At 54.7% G+C, this 18,272-nt stretch carries 18 protein-coding genes and 1 pseudogene; 14 read left to right on the plus strand and 5 right to left on the minus strand.

The window, feature by feature from the left end:
• Window positions 1–77 precede the first annotated feature (77 nt).
• The 5 genes from FRY98_RS21350 to FRY98_RS21370 all read left to right on the plus strand — a co-directional run bounded on the left by FRY98_RS21350 (window position 78) and on the right by FRY98_RS21370 (window position 4,365).
• Window positions 78–512, plus strand: coding sequence for a BrxA/BrxB family bacilliredoxin (locus tag FRY98_RS21350; protein ID WP_148455736.1), 435 nt, complete (start codon window positions 78–80; stop codon window positions 510–512).
• A gap of 232 nt (window positions 513–744) precedes the next feature.
• Window positions 745–1,383 (plus strand): YIP1 family protein, encoded by a 639-nt coding sequence (locus tag FRY98_RS21355; RefSeq protein WP_225040816.1) that lies wholly within the window; start codon window positions 745–747, stop codon window positions 1,381–1,383.
• A 32-nt stretch (window positions 1,384–1,415) separates the two neighbouring features.
• Window positions 1,416–2,477: an efflux RND transporter periplasmic adaptor subunit gene (locus FRY98_RS21360; RefSeq protein WP_249043488.1), complete on the plus strand. Its 1,062-nt coding sequence runs from the start codon at window positions 1,416–1,418 to the stop codon at window positions 2,475–2,477.
• Complete coding sequence (locus tag FRY98_RS21365) at window positions 2,474–3,163, plus strand: ABC transporter ATP-binding protein (protein ID WP_148455740.1); 690 nt, start codon at window positions 2,474–2,476, stop codon at window positions 3,161–3,163. Before FRY98_RS21360 ends, FRY98_RS21365 begins: the two co-directional genes overlap by 4 nt.
• Complete coding sequence (locus FRY98_RS21370) at window positions 3,160–4,365, plus strand: ABC transporter permease (RefSeq protein ID WP_148455742.1); 1,206 nt, start codon at window positions 3,160–3,162, stop codon at window positions 4,363–4,365. The genes FRY98_RS21365 and FRY98_RS21370 overlap by 4 nt, the downstream gene beginning before the upstream one ends.
• A gap of 242 nt (window positions 4,366–4,607) precedes the next feature.
• Here FRY98_RS21370 and FRY98_RS21375 read toward each other — a convergent pair whose 3' ends face one another.
• Entirely contained in the window at window positions 4,608–5,507 is a 900-nt protein-coding gene (locus FRY98_RS21375; RefSeq protein WP_148455744.1) for an AraC family transcriptional regulator, read from the minus strand.
• 50 nt (window positions 5,508–5,557) lie between these two features.
• Window positions 5,558–6,439, minus strand: coding sequence for an alpha/beta hydrolase family protein (locus tag FRY98_RS21380; RefSeq protein WP_148455746.1), 882 nt, complete (start codon window positions 6,437–6,439; stop codon window positions 5,558–5,560).
• A gap of 228 nt (window positions 6,440–6,667) precedes the next feature.
• Between FRY98_RS21380 and acpS the strand changes: the two genes are divergently transcribed.
• Both acpS and mutY read left to right on the plus strand, forming a co-directional pair.
• On the plus strand, window positions 6,668–7,057 hold the full coding sequence (acpS, locus tag FRY98_RS21385; protein WP_148455748.1) for a holo-ACP synthase: 390 nt from the start codon (window positions 6,668–6,670) through the stop codon (window positions 7,055–7,057).
• A 12-nt stretch (window positions 7,058–7,069) separates the two neighbouring features.
• Window positions 7,070–8,368 carry an A/G-specific adenine glycosylase gene (mutY, locus tag FRY98_RS21390; RefSeq protein ID WP_148455750.1) on the plus strand — a complete coding sequence of 433 codons (1,299 nt, stop codon included), beginning with the start codon at window positions 7,070–7,072 and terminating at the stop codon, window positions 8,366–8,368.
• Between the two features lie 1,693 nt (window positions 8,369–10,061).
• Here mutY and FRY98_RS21395 read toward each other — a convergent pair.
• Complete coding sequence (locus tag FRY98_RS21395; protein WP_148455752.1) at window positions 10,062–10,283, minus strand: hypothetical protein; 222 nt, start codon at window positions 10,281–10,283, stop codon at window positions 10,062–10,064.
• Between the two features lie 481 nt (window positions 10,284–10,764).
• On the opposite strand from FRY98_RS21395, the gene FRY98_RS21400 reads away from it, so the two are divergent.
• The 7 genes and pseudogenes from FRY98_RS21400 to folE all read left to right on the plus strand — a co-directional run bounded on the left by FRY98_RS21400 (window position 10,765) and on the right by folE (window position 15,692).
• Window positions 10,765–11,208, plus strand: coding sequence for a GNAT family N-acetyltransferase (locus FRY98_RS21400; protein WP_148455754.1), 444 nt, complete (start codon window positions 10,765–10,767; stop codon window positions 11,206–11,208).
• 183 nt (window positions 11,209–11,391) lie between these two features.
• Complete coding sequence (gene lepB, locus FRY98_RS21405; protein ID WP_373317756.1) at window positions 11,392–11,949, plus strand: signal peptidase I; 558 nt, start codon at window positions 11,392–11,394, stop codon at window positions 11,947–11,949.
• A 31-nt stretch (window positions 11,950–11,980) separates the two neighbouring features.
• Window positions 11,981–12,424, plus strand: coding sequence for a ribonuclease HI (gene rnhA / locus FRY98_RS21410; protein WP_148455758.1), 444 nt, complete (start codon window positions 11,981–11,983; stop codon window positions 12,422–12,424).
• 67 nt (window positions 12,425–12,491) lie between these two features.
• Window positions 12,492–13,664: pseudogene (gene queG, locus FRY98_RS21415) on the plus strand (tRNA epoxyqueuosine(34) reductase QueG); the annotation flags it as partial.
• Window positions 13,665–13,692: 28 nt separating this feature from the next.
• Window positions 13,693–14,727: an HD-GYP domain-containing protein gene (locus tag FRY98_RS21420; protein ID WP_148455760.1), complete on the plus strand. Its 1,035-nt coding sequence runs from the start codon at window positions 13,693–13,695 to the stop codon at window positions 14,725–14,727.
• 88 nt (window positions 14,728–14,815) lie between these two features.
• Window positions 14,816–15,052, plus strand: coding sequence for a YneF family protein (locus FRY98_RS21425; protein WP_148455762.1), 237 nt, complete (start codon window positions 14,816–14,818; stop codon window positions 15,050–15,052).
• A gap of 46 nt (window positions 15,053–15,098) precedes the next feature.
• Entirely contained in the window at window positions 15,099–15,692 is a 594-nt protein-coding gene (gene folE, locus FRY98_RS21430) for a GTP cyclohydrolase I FolE (protein ID WP_148455764.1), read from the plus strand.
• A 97-nt stretch (window positions 15,693–15,789) separates the two neighbouring features.
• Here the strand turns inward: folE and FRY98_RS21435 are convergent, their stop codons facing one another.
• On the minus strand, window positions 15,790–17,067 hold the full coding sequence (locus FRY98_RS21435; protein WP_148455766.1) for a Fe-Mn family superoxide dismutase: 1,278 nt from the start codon (window positions 17,065–17,067) through the stop codon (window positions 15,790–15,792).
• Window positions 17,068–17,130: 63 nt separating this feature from the next.
• On the minus strand, window positions 17,131–18,165 hold the full coding sequence (locus FRY98_RS21440; RefSeq protein WP_148455768.1) for an alpha/beta hydrolase: 1,035 nt from the start codon (window positions 18,163–18,165) through the stop codon (window positions 17,131–17,133).
• Between the last annotated feature and the right edge of the window lie 107 nt (window positions 18,166–18,272).

Below are 18,272 nucleotides of genomic sequence, written 5' to 3' on the forward strand. Positions count from 1 at the left end.
ACATAGCGTAAAGCTGAGACGGAAGGCTAGCTTCCGCCGCTAAGCCAAGTTTTTAAACATAAGGAGTGAGCCAAACGATGTCCATGTCATTTGATCAATATATGAGAGACATGATTCAACCGATGCGCGATGAGTTAACTTCCCTCGGGATTCAGGAGCTGCGCACGCCGGAGGAAGTGGAGAACGCCCTGCCGACGGCCAAAGGAACGGCGCTTGTCGTCGTCAATTCGGTATGCGGATGCGCCGCCGGCCAATGCCGTCCGGGCGTAGCCAAAGCGCTTCAGCACGATTTGACGCCGGATCATCTGTATACCGTCTTTGCCGGTCAGGATAAGGAAGCTACAGCCAAAGCGCGCGAGTATTTTGCCCCATATCCGCCATCTTCGCCGTCGATCGCCCTGATGAAGGACGGAGAGCTCGTTCACTTCATCGAGCGCCATCAAATTGAGGATCGTTCCGCCGAGGAGATCGCCGCGGATCTGACCAGCGCATTCGACCGTTTTTGCCGTTAATCTGCTTGATGTGAATTAAATAAGCGATTGTAGACAAACGTCCCTGTTGGTTAGAGTTGTTCTTACCGGCTGGGGCGTTTTGTTTTTTTTGAGACAGGAGGTTTCGGGAAAAAGACAAAAGTTTAGTGAATCTTTCCACATGCAATGCCGTATATATAATGACTGCTATTTTTTTTACATAGGTGTGGATAGAGTTAGAGCTCGAGATTGAAAAATTGGGAGGGAGATCGGTTTGAAAAACCTGTTCACCATTTTTGTTTCTCCGGAGGCTACGTTCCAGAGGGCCCGGGAGAGCAAAACGGCCTGGATTTTTCCGTTTGTTCTGCTGATTGTTTTGTCGGCCGTGGTCGTTTACTTGCAGCTTCCGGCGATGGAGGCCGCGATGTACGAAAGTCTGCGCAAAGTTCAGGGGATAGACCCGAGTACGTACGATGCTTTGGTAGCGGGCAGCAAGTCCACCACGCTAATCATTACTCCGATTACCGCGGCCGCCGGCGTGTTTATCGTGGCGCTGCTGTTCGTATTGTTGAATCTGATCGTTCGCGGAGAAGCCAAGTTTATGCAGTTGGTTACGGTCGCTTCGTTTTCGGCCTTGCCCGGCTTGCTGGGCGGACTGATTACCGGCATCATGTTGACGGCCACGGGCGCACAGTCAATCACGGCTTTTACGCTGAGCCTTGCCGCCTTTGTTCCGGAAAAAACGGGGATTTTGTATTATCTTTTGTCACTGGCGAATCCATTCAGTATCTGGGGACTTGTTCTTTACGTGATCGGGGCTTCGGTCATGATGAAACGCCCGCGGAAAAAGGTCGGCATCTGGATTGTCGGGGCTTGGCTGGTCTTTTCTCTGGGTTCGCTGCTGTTCGTTTAAACGACCAAGTTAACAGGAATAGGTGATGGAAAGTGTCAAAGAAGAAATGGTTGATCGGAATATTGCTGGGAATCGTCGTAGTGGTTCTCGTCGGCGTAAATCTTATGAATATGAACCGGGCGCTCGCCGTCAAAACCGCGGAAGTGACCGAGGGCGAGATCGCCGAGGAGATCTATACGAACGGCAAATTGGAACCTGAGGCAACGACCAAGCTGTACTCGCCGGTGAGCGGGATTGTCGGAGAACTGCGAATCAAGGCCGGGGATACCGTCACGAAAGGCCAGGTGCTGCTGACCTTGAAGCAGGACGGTATCCGGGAGCAGTTGGCCAAGGAGCGGTTGAGTCTGGAGCAAGCCGAAGCGGAGCGGCTGCAGGCAAAGAAACAGCATTTCGAAGCCTTCAAGAAATCCGTCAGCGAGGATCCAAGCCTGGACGTTGAGGAACCGGATTTGACCTCGTTCGATCTGCGCATCAAGAGCAGCAAGCTGACGATCGCCTCCCTGGAGGACAAGCTGGCGAACAGCGCGGTATACGCTACGGCGGGCGGTGTGGTCACTTCGTTGACGGCGGATGCCGGACAGATGATCGCGGAGGGAAGCGAGATCGCCCAAATTTCGGATCTTTCCGGCTTTAAGGTTCGCGCCAATTTAAACGAGCTGGATGCCGGCAAAGCCGCGGTGGGCATGAAGGCGGTGGTCACCGGTGAATCGATCTCCGGCACTTATGAGGGCGTCGTGGACTATCTGGCGCCGACCGCCAAAATCGTGGACTCGACGTCCAAGGACGCCACCGTGGAAATGGTCGTGCGTTTATCGAGCACGGCCGCGGAGCTGCGGCCCGGCTACACCGTGACGGTGGCGATGAAAGTTCCGGACAAGCCCCGGCTGCTCGTCCCGATCGGTGCGGTGCAGTACGAAGGGGAGCAGGCTTATGTTTTCACGGTAGAGGAAGGCAAGGCGGTGAAGGTTCCGGTTCAGACCGGCAAGGAAGGCGATGAACAGATCGAGATCACGAAGGGCGTAGCAAAGGGGGAACCGGTTGTCGTGGAAGGCTTGGAATCGCTGAAGGATGGCGATAAGGTGACTGTTCGATGATTACGCTCAAGGATATCAGCAAAGTTTATAAGAACGGTCCGCTGGAAGTCGAAGCGCTGAGCAAGATCAGTTTACAGGTGAACCGCGGTGAATTCGTGGCGATTATGGGGACTTCCGGTTCGGGGAAATCCACCTTGATGAATATTATCGGCTGTCTGGATGTGCCGACCACGGGCAGTTACATCCTCGACGGAGAAGAGGTCCATACCCTGAACGAGGACGACTTGGCCCGGGTGCGCAACCGGAAGATCGGCTTCGTGTTCCAGAGCTTTAACCTTCTCGGCCGGCAGACCGTGCTGCAAAATGTGACGCTGCCGATGATGTACGCCGGCATTCCCCGGGAGAAGCGCCAGACGCGGGCTTTGGAGCTGCTGGAAAAGGTCGGCCTGAAGGAAAGGGTCAAGCATCGTCCGACCGAGCTGTCCGGCGGTCAGAAGCAGCGGGTGGCCATCGCCAGGGCGCTGACGATGGAAGCCCCGATTCTGCTGGCGGACGAGCCGACCGGGAATCTCGATACGAAATCGTCTCACGAAATTATGGCTTTGTTTAAGGAGATCCACCGGGAAGGGACAACGATCGTTCTTGTCACGCACGAGCCGGATATCGCGGAGCACGCGGATCGCGTGCTGCTGTTCGGTGACGGCAAGCTGCTCAAGGACACCCGTAAAGGAAGTGACCGAGCATGAGTATTTGGGAGAGCATCCTGGTCGCCCTGGATAATTTGCGAATGAACAAGCTGCGGTCTTTTCTGACGATGATCGGCATCGTATTCGGGGTCGCCGCGGTGGTTACCGTCGTTTCGATCGGTCAGGCGGGGCAGACCTCCATTATCTCGATGGTTTCCAACTTTGAGGACGGGTACTTTGTCATCTATCCGAATTACAGCGACGAGAGCAATGTGGAGAAAGCCCAGTTCCGCCAGCGCGATATGGGGGAAATTCGCAAACTCCCGGGGATCCGTTACGTGTCGGCTTCGCTGGGCTACGGTTCGACGACCAAGCTGAAGCAGGAGAAGCTCCGCTTCGATGTGACGGCCACGACCTCGGTTTTGCCGAAAATGCAAAAGGTTGAGCTGGAGGCCGGGAGATTTTTTAACGCGCAGGAAGAAAGAGGCCGCCAGAAAGTGATGGTGGTTGACTTGAAGTTTGCGGAGAAGGCGTTCGGTTCGGCCAGAGGAGCCGTCGGACGCAAGTTTGTTTTGGGGAACGACAGGTTTCGCATCGTCGGTGTCTATAAGCCGGAGGAGAACATCATGAGCGGCATGCAGGGCGAACTCTACACCGGTTATGCGCCGATCACGGCGATTTCCTTCGGCGATGAGAAGACGGGGGATAGCGACCGTCTCGGATCGCTGGAGATCGTCGCAACGTCGCCCGACAATATGCATGAAACCATCGATATGCTCAAAAAATGGCTGGCCGACCGGAAAAACGTGGAGCCGGACTCCTACCTGGCCGAAACGGGCAAGGACGCGGAAAAGATGGTGTCCAGCACCTTCTCCATACTGCAGACGATCATCGGTTCGATCGCGGGAATTTCCCTGCTGGTCGGCGGGATCGGCGTCATGAACATCATGCTGGTTTCGGTGACCGAGCGGACGAGGGAAATCGGGATCCGCAAAGCCATCGGAGCCACGCCGGGCACGATCATGCTCCAGTTTATGATCGAGGCCGTCATCCTTTCATTTTTGGGCGGTACGGTGGGGGCGCTGCTCGGCTTGCTCGCGGCATACGCGTTCGCACTTATATCCGGCTGGCCCTTTGTGGTCTCGGTTTGGGCGATTTTGCTCGCCTTCGGCTTCTCGGCCGCGGTCGGCATCTTTTTCGGGCTTTACCCCGCGAATAAAGCGTCCAAGCTGCACCCGATCGAATCGCTTCGCTATGAATAATACAACCGAGGGCTTCTTCCGTTGCAGACAGGACTGCATTCGGGAGAGGCCCTATGGCTTGTTGAGGAGGGGGCGTTGGAGCCAACTCCGCGCCGTCCGCAGACCGGTTAACGGGAAAAGCTCCAGGTAAATTGGCTGGTTCGGCCGGTTAACCGAGCATTACCTGGAGGAGATCCCGTTAATTTTCGTAAAAAGAAAACCCGCCCCTCATTTATCAAGAGGGTCGGGTCTTTATAAACTTTTTAAACGGATGCGGCGGGCTGAACGGGGATATATATATCTATCTGTTTGCCCTCCGTCGGCCAACAGCGTTGATCATACCATTCAAAGTCGGGGCCGTACGCTTGCTCGTAACCCGAGCTTTGGAACCATTCGGCGAAAATTCTGTTCCAGGTTTCTTGAATGGACGCCGTGAAGTCCGCTTGGCTGGCCGGCGGCGTGGTGAAGATGGCGTATCGGGCTTCGGGCACGCGGTATTCGACCATCCCTTCCGGTACGGCGGTCGCTTCATCCACTTCAAATCCGATGATATAGTGGAAAGATCCGTCCTCTTCATAGGTAGTGCATAGTCCGATCTCGACATCCGGGCACTTTTTGCCGGGAATGTGCTCACCTAGACGCTCTTCCATATACTTTTGCCAAAATGTCGGAATTTCGCGGCTGTTTTGTCCCTCGACGGTGGTTGTCTTGATGGAGTAACCGATAATTCTCATTTCCGGGCAAGTCTCAATCCGATATTCCATAGCATAATCTCCCCATTTTCCAAAGTTTTGGGCATCGATATTGGTCAATTCGGCTTTGGGATACAAATACGGAGGCTGGCCGAGCCGCCGGCAGGCTGTCGGCAAGATGCCGTACATTTTCCGGAATGCCCTCGTAAAGGCCGCGTGGGAATGAAACCCGCACTCCAGGGCGATATCGAGCAGTTTCGAATCGCTGCCGGCCAATAGCTCGGCGGCTTTGGACAGACGGCGTTTGCGGATATACGAGGTCACCGTTTCACCGACCACATAGAGAAAGGTACGATGAAAATGGTACTCCGAATAATGCATGGCCGAAGCCACTCCTTTTAAAGTCAAATCCTCATCAAGCCGCGTTTCAATATAATCGATGCTGTTGCGAATGACATCCAAATGGTTCATGAACTTCCTCCAGACCGGTCTATGGATTAAGTATAGAGGATGGGAATTTATTAAATTTGATCATTCTTGCTTTCCGGTTCACGGGGATTGAAGCGTGGGGATTCGGCGATTGTATCGGTCATAAAAGCGAGCGTAGCCCGGAGAGCGCCTTCCAAAAGCCCGGTCATGCCCGCGTAAGGATGTACCGTTCCAAAGGTGTGATTTCCCCCGGGGATTTGCACCCACGGAATGTCGGGACGGAGCTTGACCAGTTCGGCCGAACCTTTTCGTAAATGAGCGCCATCCTCCGACCCTTGAATCAGGATGGTTTTGAACTCCGCAGCATTCGCCCGAGCCATCCGGCCCAAAAGATCGTAGCGGTCCCGCTGCCGCTCCAGGTCCTCCAAAATAGCCGCGTCCAGCGGCATGCGCTGCCCCGTACGACCGTTTACGACATAACTGCGTCCGTTCTCCCTCATTTCTTTTTTCTGCTCATCGCTGAAAAGGTCCAGATTCGTAATCCCGTTCCAGGAAATGACGCCCCGCATCTGCCCCGGATGATCCAAAGCATGGATCAGGCATACGCCGGCTCCCCGGCTGTGTCCCAGCAAAAAAAGCGGCAATCCGGCGAACTCCGCTTCAGCGGTCAACCGTGCGACAAGGGCGCTTAAATCCGCAAGCTCGCGATCATAGGTATTCATGGCGAATTTGTCCAGTTCGGTAAACTCGTCCTTGACGTTTCCAATCCCGTTATGCGAAAAGTTGAAGGTCACCACTTCATGAAAGCGGCTGAGGTACTCGGCTGCCGGAGGGAACATGCCCCAGTCCTTAAAGCCTTTATAGCCGTGAGCCATGATGAGCAGCGCGGTATTTTCGTTTCGTTCCTGAGCCGGAAACCGGGTGCATTGGAGCGTATGACCGTCTTCCAGCGGGATTTGAAAATCGATAGGCATCGCAATCCGTCCTTTCATCAAAAGAAGGTTTGTTCCACTTTCCTGATTATACCATACTCCTTTCCGGGAACGGTCCGGTAGAACCCGAGTCAAAGGCGCGCGGGCAGGCGCGAAGCTACAGGATAGCCTGGCGGGACTCGCATCCCGGGAGTATCCCTGTTACAATGTGATTGGCAATACAGATTGTTTAATTTTAATCCCATGATGGTGGAAGAGAGGGAACTGCCCTTGATTTATGGCATTGGACATGATGTGGTGGAAATCGGCCGTCTGCAGCGCATGCTTGCGGGCCCGGCCGGCGGGAAGCTGAAGAGCCGCATCCTCACGCCCGGGGAACTTGCGCTTCCCGGATGTTCGGCCCGGCCCGCGGAGTTTCTGTCCGGACGGTTTGCCGCGAAAGAAGCGGTGAGCAAAGCGTTCGGCTGCGGCATCGGGAAGGTGCTGAGCTTCGGCGATATGGAAATCCTGCCGGATGCGGGGGGGAAACCGGCCGTAAAGCTTTCGGACGGGGCCTGGACGCGGCTCGGGTTATCCGCCGCGGAGTACGCCGTCCATCTTAGCATTACGCACGAGCGGCAGCTCGCTTCCGCCTTTGCCGTAGTGGAACGATTGACATAAAAGGAGACCATCATGCAAGAAAACATAGAAAACAAGGTAAGTAAGGAGAGCACGGAGATTACAGAGAATACGGAGAATACGGAGAACAAACAATATTTCGGTACGGAGCTGTTGAAGTGGTACGAACGATCCAAACGGGACTTGCCTTGGCGGAGACATCGGGACCCTTACTACATTTGGGTCTCGGAAATTATGCTGCAGCAGACCCGGGTGGATACCGTCATCCCTTATTTTCAACGGTTTATCGAACGGTTCCCTACGCTGAAGGATTTGGCCGAAGCGCCGGAGGAAGATGTTCTGAAATGCTGGGAAGGGCTCGGTTACTACTCCCGGGCCCGCAATCTGCAGGCCGCCGCGCGCCAGGTGGTGGAGCGGCACGGCGGCACGGTGCCGTCCGTGAAGGCGGAGGTCGCCGCGCTTAAAGGCGTCGGACCGTACACGACCGGTGCGATTTTGAGCATCGCCTTCAACCAGCCGGAGCCGGCGGTCGACGGAAACGTCATGCGGGTGCTGTCGCGGTACTTCCTGATCCGGGAGGATATCATGAAGACGGGGACCCGCACGCGGATGGAAGAGCTGGCCGCGAGCCTTATCCCCCGGGGGCGGGCCGCGGATTTCAACCAGGCGCTCATGGAGCTCGGCGCGTTGATCTGCACGCCGAAGTCGCCGAGCTGCCTGGTCTGCCCGGTGATGGCCCGCTGTGCCGCGCGCCTGGAAGGCGCGGAGGATGCCTTGCCGGTGAAGAGCAAGGCGAAGCCGCCGCGGCCGGAGTACCGGCTCGTCGCCCTCGTCGAGGGCGATGGGGAGCACGCCGGCCGCGTGCTCGTCCGCCGGCGTCCGGCGTCGGGGCTGCTTGCGCGGATGTGGGAGCTGCCCCACATCCCCGCCGCCGCGGACGCCGGCGAAGGCGCCGGCCTGCCGGACGGGCCGGCGATGGATCGGCTCGCCGCGGCCCTGGCGGCGGCGGGCTTTCCCGCGCAGCCGGCAGGATTCGTGATGAACGCGGAGCATACGTTCAGTCACATCCACTGGAATCTGCGCGTCTACCGCTTTTCGGCCGCGGCGGATTCCGCTTTCCCGGCCGCATATACGCCGTCGCCCGCATCTTACGGCGGTGCCACGGACATGGCGTTCGTGGCCGAAGCGGGCGCAGCGATGGAGGAAGGCGTATTGCCCCTTTCGATGGTATCGGCTTCGCCGGACTCATCGCGGGGCGAACTTGAAGAGTATCGCTGGATCAGTAAAGCGGATATGGAAGGCCTGGCGTTTCCCAATGTGTTTTTGCGGATTCTAAGCGGTGTTTTTAACTAAGGCAACCGGCCGCGCGAAGGTGTTTACATGTGACATATAATACTAAATAGGTAAGTTGAAAACCGCGTGTTGCGGTTTTTTTCTTTTTCGGGTTTAACTGGAGTTGTGTATTTATACAAATTCATCGACTGCGGCCGCGCGCCTCGATGTAACCAGATAGGAGAGTAAGGTGAGAACAGGCGGTGCAAGAGGGGGCGGCATCCCTGGGGGAGGTCGGTTTAAACAACCGGGAGCGGCTCGAAAGCCATAAAGTCTGTAATGTCCATTAGAGCAGCCGCCGTGGGTGCTGCATCGATTTCTCCGTTACTGTAACTGTCGTGAGGGCCATGCCCTATCCAGAAGGCCCGACGAACAAATTCTAACGGAAGCCATAGCGGCTATTTCGTCCTTTCGGGACGAATAGAAATTCTAACGGACGCAGTAGCGGCTAATTCGGCAAAAAGAGCTCCGTTTGGCGATGAAACCCGCAAATAGGCGCTACTATTTCCGTTAGAATTTAGAAAGGGGCAGTTTTGGCGAAATAGCGGCTATTATTTCCGTTACTGTAACTGTCGTGAGCGCCATGCCCCATTCAGAAGGCCTGACGAAAAATCTAACGGAAGCCATAGCGGCTATTTCGTCCTTTCGGGACGAATGGAGATTCTAACGGACGCAGTAGCGGCTAATTCGGCAAAAAGAGCTCCGTTTGGCGATGAAACCCGCAAATAGGCGCTACTATTTCCGTTAGAATTTAGAAAGGGGCAGTTTTGGCGAAATAGCCGCTATTATTTCCGTTAGAGCAACGTCGTCGATCGCATCGCGCTACTTAGCCCGTTAGAGTAACCATTGTGAGCACTGTATTTACTCTGTCCGTTAGAGTAACCATTGATAGCACCGTATCTACTCTTCCGTTAGAGTAACCATTGAGAGCGCCGCATTTACTCTGCCCGTTAGAGTAACCATTGAGAGCGCCGCATTTACTCTGCCCGTTAGAGTAACCATTGTGAGCACTGTATTTACTCTGTCCGTTAGAGTAACCATTTAGAGCACTGTATCTACTCTGTCTGTTAGAGAAACCATTGAGAGCACCGTATCTACTCTGTCTGTTAGAGTAACCATTGAGAGCACCGCATTTACTCTGTCCGCTAGAGTAACCATTGAGAGCGCCGCATCGACTATCTCCGTTACTGTAAACTGTCGTGAGCATCATGCCCTAACCAGAAGGCCCGACGAACAAATTCTAACGGAAGCCATAGCGGCTATTTCGTCCTTTCGGGACGAATGGAAATTCTAACGGACGCAGTAGCGGCTATTTCGGCAAAAAGAGCTCCGTTTGGCGGTGAAACCCGCAAATAGGCGCTACTATTTCCGTTAGAATTTAGAAAGGGGCAGTTTTGGCGAAATAGCGGCTATTATGTCCGTTAGAGCAACGTCGTCGATCGCATCGCGCTACTTAATCCGTTAGAGCAACGTCGTCGATCGCATCGCAATCACATTACTCTGCCCGCTAGAGCCCCGTCGATCGCACCGCAATTTACTCTGCCCGTTAGAGCCCCATTGTGAGCGCCACTTCGTCTCTGCCAGTTAGAGCCCCGTGAGAGCCCGGGGCCCCGCCTACGATATCAGCTAGAGCCCCCGGGACGGGGAGCGGCGTCCGGATACGAAAAAAAGCCTGCAGATTTGCAGGCGTTCGCACTCGCATCACTAAGGCAGGTTACATCATCCGGTTTTCCTGGTCTTTCATATGGTTCTGCTGATCGGGCTCATGGTGGCTGTCCGCCGAAACTTGCCCTTGGTCGGTCGGGGTGTCGCCGCTGACGCTGCGGGCGAAGTTGGTGAATTGCTGCTTCTGCTTGTCGGCCGCATGCTTGGCCTGGAGCAGTTCCTGCGGGTCGTTGGTCAACCCGTTTTGCTTGTCGCTGGACTTGTCGGACATGAAAATCCCTCCTGATCCTGATGGTTTCGCCAGTCACCTACATCACGCTAATCAACGAAAAGGGGCGTTCGAACGCTGTAAGTGCGGATGGGTTCCATGTGTATTATGGTGCCAATTTTAATGAATATGCATCGCCCCCCCGCAGAGCGCCCTTTTCCCTTTGTTTACCACTTACCCTTTTCCGGTAAATACAAACGAATTGTAAAATTGAAAACAACATTTTCACAACTGGTATACAATTACATTAATAGCATTTTCATTTCCATTACTAGAAATATATTATTAATAAATCAATGTAAACGCTTCATATAAAGCGCTTTCAGAAGAAAATTGATGTATTTCGTAGATTTATATGGTTTAATGGACAAGGAAGCAGTATTTTCTCGTTTTTTGTCTTGTTTTAATTATTTGGTTGATGTAAAAAGGCACCGCTCTTTTTTTACATGAATCTATCATATGCAGAGAAAAGGGAGATCATTGCATGCGTATTCGTTCCTTCCAGTTGAGTGATGTTAATCAGGTGATGGAGCTTTTGCAGGTGGCTTTAATGGAAGACTGCTATGAAGACACAAAGCGGGCGTTTGCCAGACAGTTGTCCTGGGATTCGGAATTGATCATGATCGCGGAAGTGGATGGGGAAATTGTAGGCACGCTGATCGGCACGATTGATCAAAATACGGGCTTCATTTACCGGACCGCCGTTCATCCGGACTACCGCCGTCAAGGCGTGGGCAAAAATCTCGTCACAGCGATGGAACAAAAGTTCCAACAACGCAACGTACGTCAAATCATGATCGCTGGAGATCCTCACAATAAAGCGATCGCGCCTCTTTACGAGGCTATGGGTTATGGCGCGAGCAAATTCCTGGAGGCATTTCAAAAGCTGGGCATTGCTGCGGTAAGCTCCCTGTCGGGATCCAGATAAAGAAGAGAATATAACGTTCTGTCATATTTTGCAGAAATTTAGCATATCTCCCGCCCGTTGCAAAAGGGTGCGCGATATGCTTTTCTATTATGTAGGGGATGAACCCCGCTTATCATGAAATTTGAGGTGTGCCCAATGGAACCTAGCCATCAGGATACGAACCGGCCAAAGGCGGGCAAGGGAATGTATTCCGCCAAGAATAAAAAAGCTCCGGAGGGCTGGATGGCCGAGTTATGGGATTGGACGAAGACCGTGCTGATCGCTTTTGCGGTCATGGTGGTTTTGAATATATTCGTGTTTAACCTGTCCCTGGTTCGGGGAGAATCGATGGAACCTACGCTGGAGGAACGGGAGCGGCTTTTCGTCGATAAGATCGTCTACCGCTTTACGGATCCCAAGCACGGTGAAGTGGTTGTACTGAAAGATCCGAGTTCCGACCCGGACAAAAAACCATTTTTGGTTAAGCGAGTCGTGGCCGTGCCGGGACAAACGGTAGAAATCCGCGACCGGCGGCTGTACGTTGACGGACAGGTGCAGAATGAGCCTTACACCGATACGGTGATCGAAGGGGAAGGAATGCCTCCCGTTACTTTGGGCGAGGAAGAATACTTCGTAATGGGGGATAACCGTCATGCCGGGGAGAGCAAGGACAGCCGGTATTTCGGGAGCGTCAAGAAAAGCTGGATCGTCGGCCGGGCGGAGTTTGTGTTCTGGCCCATCACCAAAATACGCGGTTTATAGTTCGAAACGCGAAATGTTGGAGGTTGTTGGATTGAAAGAGATTATGATTTATACCGATGGAGCCTGTTCGGGCAACCCCGGTCCCGGCGGTTGGGGAGCGGTTCTCTTATACAACGGGCATCGGAAGGAGATGTCGGGAGGAGAACCGATGACCACCAACAACCGGATGGAAATCCAGGCGGTCATTTCGGCGCTCAGCCAATTGAAGGAGCCTTGCCGGGTTAAGGTGTACAGCGATTCGGCCTATGTCGTTAACTGCTTTCAGCAGGGTTGGATTCGCGGCTGGCTGAAGAACGGCTGGAAGAACAGCAAGAACCAGCCTGTGGAGAATAAGGAGCTGTGGCAGGAATTATGGCGGCTCATGGGGATTCATGAGGTGGAGTACGTCAAGGTCAAAGGCCACAGTGACAACGAACTCAATAACCATTGCGATCTGTTGGCCAGAGAGGCGATCAAGCGGCTGATCTCGAAGTAACGGGGCGACAAGCAAAAAAAAATAAAAGAACAGCATGATTTAAGCAGAAGGAGGCTTGGAGATGGCGATGACCGAAAACGCAAGCGCCGGCGGTGCCGGAGCGGGTTATGCCCGCTGGGACGCGTTGAAGCGCGAGATTCAGGAGGCCGCGCCATCGCTGGGGATCGACACAATCGGGTTTGCGTCGGCAGACCCTTTTTTGTCGCTGAAATCGATCCTGCTGGACCGGCGCGAAAAAGGATATGAATCCGGTTTTGAGGAACCGGATATCGACAAGCGCATTTATCCGGAGCTCTCGCTGGAGCAGCCGGCTTCGCTGATTGCGATCGCGGTGGCTTATCCGTCCAAGATGGAAAACCCGCCTAAGTCGGAGCCGGGGCAACGCCGGGGAATCCTGGCCAGATCGGCCTGGGGACAGGATTATCATCAGGTCCTGAGGCAGGCGATGGCCAAATTGCAGGCGTTCATCGCCGAGCGGGTGCCGGATGCGCGGATCGAAAGTATGGTCGATACGGGAGCACTTTCGGACCGGGCGGTGGCCCAACGCGCGGGAATCGGATTTTATGGCAAAAACTGCGCGATCATTTCGCCGGAATTCGGCTCCTGGATTTACTTGGGGGAGCTGATCACCAATATCCCGTTCCGCCCGGACACCCCGGTAACGGAGGATTGCGGCGACTGTACCAAATGTCTGGACGCTTGTCCGACAGGTGCGTTGGTGGAGCCGGGGGTGCTTAATGCGCAGCGGTGCATCTCTTTTTTGACGCAGACCAAAGGTTTTGTGGAAGAGGAATTTATGTTGAAAATCGGGAACCGCCTGTACGGCTGCGATACCTGTCAGGTGGTATGCCCGAAAAACAAAGGAAAGTCCTGGAACCACCGTCCCGAGCTGCTGCCGGATCCCGAAACGGCAAAACCTTTGCTGCTGCCGCTGCTCGATATAAGCAACCGGGAATTCAAGGAGCGGTTCGGCAACAGCGCCGCCGCCTGGCGGGGGAAGAAGCCGATTCAACGAAACGCGGTGATTGCGCTCGGGAACTTCAAAGATAGCTCCTCCGTGCCGAAATTAATAGATATCATGATACACGATCCGAGACCGGTTCTGCGGGGAACCGCCGCCTGGGCGTTAAGCCGGATTGGCGGGGAAGAGGCGCTGCTGGGGATCAAACGCGCGGCCGAAAGGGAAACCGACCCCGAGGTGCTGGAGCGTTTGGAAACCGCTCGCGCCAAACTGGAGGAATCGTGATCTAGGCCTGGGAGGACAAGACATGAGATTTATCAGCGTGGAGGATATCGAACCGGGTCAACTGTTGGGGAAAACCGTGTATTCGGCCAACGGGACAGTGCTTCTGTCCGCGGGAATTCAATTGACGGTTTACATGATTAACACCCTGAAGAGAATCGGCGTTACGATGCTGTATATTAAAGATTCCGCCTTTGAGGATATCGAGATCGAGGATGTGCTCAGCGAGTCGACGAAACAAGCGGTGTTTAAGGATATGAGCGAAACGCTGCACGCCGTTCGTTCGGGCAAAGATTGGAACCCGCGGAAGATCAGCGCTTCCGTGGATCAGCTTCTTCGGGATATTCTGAATCACAAGGATGTCCTGCTTCAGTTAACGGAGATTCGGACGGCGGACAATGCGGCATATTTGCACGCGGTGAACGTATGTCTGGTTTCGGCGATGATCGGGCTTAACCTCGGTCTGAATCAAGGGCAGCTGAAGGACCTGTCGATCGGTGCCCTCCTGCATGATATCGGCAAAGGAAAACCGCTTCCGGATCACGCCGATCCCGAGGATCCCAAGAATCATCACACCTGGCGGGGATACGAAATTTTAAAGCAAAAGCGCGAGTTTAATTTGCTTATCGCGCATACGGCGCTCCAGCATCATGAACGCCTGAACGGGACGGGGGCTCCGAGAGGCTTGGAGCGGGAAGAGATTCATCTGTTTGCCAAAATCGTCGCCGCCGCCAATATGTACGACAACCTGATCGGCGGCGGGGACGCGAAAGGGCGGCCGATGCTGCCGCATGAGGCCTGCGAGGAGTTGATGGCCTGTTCCGAACAACTGTTGGACAGGGATGTCCTCGTGGAGTTTACCCGTATTGTCTCGGTCTATCCGACCGGCACCGCGGTACGGCTGTCCACGAAAGAAACCGGCGTTGTGGTGCGCCAGCACCGCGGCCTTCCCGGGCGGCCTGCCGTCCGGATCGTCAGGGGAGCCGGCGATGAGATGGAAGTCAAAGAAGTGGATCTGGCCACGGAAACGACCGTGTTTATCGAGGCGGTTCTTGCTTGAATAGCCTGGTTTTGAATGCTATGATATGTTGAGTGTGCTGGCTGAATGGCTTGACGCATGATTTTTTGACACAGGGGTGGCTAACAATATGGATATCGTAATTCCTATTATTACGCTTATCGTCGGTTTGGTCGGCGGCTTTCTCATCGGAGTCTTTTATTTGCGCAGACAGCTGACGAAGATGCAAAGCGATCCGGAGATGCTGCAGAAAATGGCGAAACAGATGGGATATAATTTAAACAGCAAGCAGATGCAGCGTGCCCAGCAAATGATGAAGAATCAAGGCCAAATGCCGCCTGCTGGCGGGAAACGCAGAAAGAAATAAGCGGGCCATTCTGGAAATCGGCTGGACGGAAAGGAGGAGGCGCTAAATGTCTGGAGTTAAAGATTACGTCAATACCCGGGTAGAAAGCAACCGTGAGCAGATTGAACATCATGTCCGCGAGATTCTCAAGCTCATCGGAGAGGACGTCGAACGGGAGGGGCTGCTGGAAACACCGGCCCGGGTGACCCGGATGTACGAGGAGATTTTCGGCGGTTATGAGGTGGATCCCCGCGATGTGCTGGGAGTGACGTTCGATGAGAATCATGAAGAGCTCGTGATCGTCAAGGATATCGTCTATTACAGCCAATGCGAGCACCATATGGCGCCTTTCTTCGGCAAAGCGCATATTGGATACATTCCGAGCGGCAAGATCGCCGGGCTCAGCAAGCTGGCCCGCTTGGTGGAGGCGGTTACCCGCCGTTTGCAGGTACAGGAGCGAATCACTTCGCAGATCGCCGACATTATCGACGAGGTGCTGAAGCCGCAAGGGGTCATGGTCGTCGTGGAAGGCGAGCATCTTTGCATGTGCGCTCGGGGCGTGAAGAAGCCGGGCAGCAAAACGGTAACTTCGGCCGTGCGCGGTACATTTCGGAGTGATGCCGCTTCCAGAGCGGAATTTCTGTCCCTCATCAAAGAGTAGTTCCAGTTCGTTTATAAAAAAAGGGTTGTTCCCAGGCGCATACGGCCGTGGGGGACAACCCTTTTTTGCCAGAAACCGAAGGGCAATTCGACACGGCTCAATAAGGCGGCCACATCAAGGTTCTGGCCTGTTCGTAACGTTCCGCCACAGCGGGCCAGTAGACGACGTTCCACCAATCGGTGATGTAGTCTTTGCGCCGGTTTTGATGTTTCAGATAATAGGCGTGTTCCCAGACATCCAGCGGAAGAAGGGGGACGATATCCCACTGCGACAGGTTCTGGTGCTTCTCCGCGGTCAGAATCTCCAGGCGGTGGCTGCGCGGGCTCCACACCAAGATGGCCCAGCCTCCGCCTTCGACCTTTTCGGCCGCGTTGGAGAATTGCTTGTGGAAGGCGTCATAGCTGCCGAAGTCGCGTTTGATCTGTTCGAGCAGCGGACCTTCCGGCCGGCCGCCGCCCTGCGGATTCATCGTCTCCCAAAAAATCGTGTGAAGATAGTGGCCGGCTCCGTTAAACGCCAGCTCGCGTTCCCAATGCTTAACCAGATCAAAATTGCCGGTTTTGCGGGCTTCCTGGAGCTTCAGCTCCGCCTTGTTCAGATCGTCGACATAGGTTTTGTGGTGTTTGTCATGATGGATTCGCATCGTGGCTTCATCGATATAAGGTTCAAGCGCGTTGTACGGGTACGGGAGCGGGGGGAGGGTGTGTTTGCCGATCGGGACGGGATTGGCCTTCGGGCGCAGTGTCCCTTCAACGTTACCCGCTTCTCCCGCCGGCTCTTTGCGGTCGGCCGGTTCGTCGCGAGTGGCCGGGGTTGGGGAGGAAAAGCTGATGCCCGCCGATGGGGAAGCGTCGGCGGCCGAAAAAGACCCGGCGGGATTCTGGTCCGCTTCGCCCTGGCGGTAAGGGTCGAGGAACGGCGGAGCGCCGGCCATGCTGCTCGCGATTTGTCCCGGGCGGTTCAGCGTTTCCAATACGCCGAGGAAATATTCCGATTCGCGGATAATATGCAGCAGCACCGTTTTGGCCAGAGGGGCGGCTTTGGCGGCGGCGCTTTGATCGAGAAGATAGTACAGCTGCCGGATAAATTCTTGGGATTGGCGGAAGGACACCTCCAGAATCCGCTCCGTTTCCCGGATCAACCGGGGATCGCATGCCGCCTCTTTGGAGGCCAGGGCATGTTGGAGAAGGCGGTCCGCCGCTTCCTGGGTTGCCGCGAAAACTTGTTTCCACTCGTCCAGCAGCTTGACGAACATCGGCTCCAGACCGGGAATGATGGCTTTGATGACATCGGTGTGCTCGTTTTCCTGCTCTTTCCAAAAGCGGATCTCTTCGAGAATCCGGACAGGCAAATAAGGCCCGTATACGAACAGCATCAGGATAAACCTCCTCGGTAATATCGTTGTAACCAGTCTATTCCGCGGGAGGTTTGGCCTATGCTATTTTGTAACGGGCTCGGTTTTGGCCGGGTCTTGATCCCGGCTTACCCGGCTAAGGAAGGTGGATACCAGGCGCAGATATTCTTTCGGATGCTCACGGAAAATAAGCTCATGATGCGAGCCTTCCACGATCCATACGCCGGAAGCGGGATTGGACTGGTTTTCCGCCAATTTTTCCGCAATCGGGTAAGGGGCTTTCTCATCCTTGGTTCCATGGATAAACAGCGTGGGAAAAGGATAGTCCGCCGACTTGACGTCCGTATACGGAATTTGATGCAGGCTCGTGCCGTTCAGCACCGGCAGCAGCAGCCCGATGATCTCCAGCGAAGGGTGGCGGGGCAGATCGATATGCTGACGGATGTTATGATACATCGTATCCGGCTCCAGAAGGAACGTACTGTCCAAGATCATGCCGTCGATGTCTTTGCTGGTCAAGGCCGCCTGCAGGGCGGTGCCCGCCCCCATGGAGAAGCCCCAGACGATCACCTCCTCATTCCCGCGCTGCTTGACGAACCGGATCGCGCCGAGCAGCTGCTGGGCTTCTTTTTTGCCTCCCGTGGCGACTTCCCTGTTGCTTTGAGCGGCAAAGCCATAGTCGAACATCAGTACATTGAAGTTCAGACTATGCGCGTAGTGGGCCAGGTCATACATCGGGATCCAGGCTTCTTCCCGGTTCGCCCCGTAGCCGTGGCTGAACACGATCGTCTTGGCGGAGTCGCCGCCGGCGGGAATATACCATCCCTGCATCATTCGGCTGCCATCGGCCGCTGGGAAGGATACGTCCTCGTAGTCCAGATTTTTGGAGAGCTTCGGATTCGAATACAGCGGAGCGACCGTAGGGTTCGAAAGCACCCAGGCGATATAGCCGTGAAGGGAAACGAAACAGAATATCAGGAAAAATAATATCGACAGGAGCAATGCGACGATCACGTGCTTTAACCGGATAGGTTTGAGTTCGAGCGTAGGGGCTTCTTTTTTCGGGTTCTCTTTGAATCCCGATTGCACGGGAAGATCGCCGCGGCTGCTTTGGCTCATGTTCTCCCCTCCTCGTCGAATCGCGTTTTTTTATTTCTATGCATGGAAAACCTCAATAAAATACATAACCCGATGTCCTTTCGGACAATCGGAAAATGTCGAATAGG

Source organism: Paenibacillus faecis (assembly GCF_008084145.1).
GTDB lineage: Bacteria > Bacillota > Bacilli > Paenibacillales > Paenibacillaceae > Fontibacillus > Fontibacillus faecis.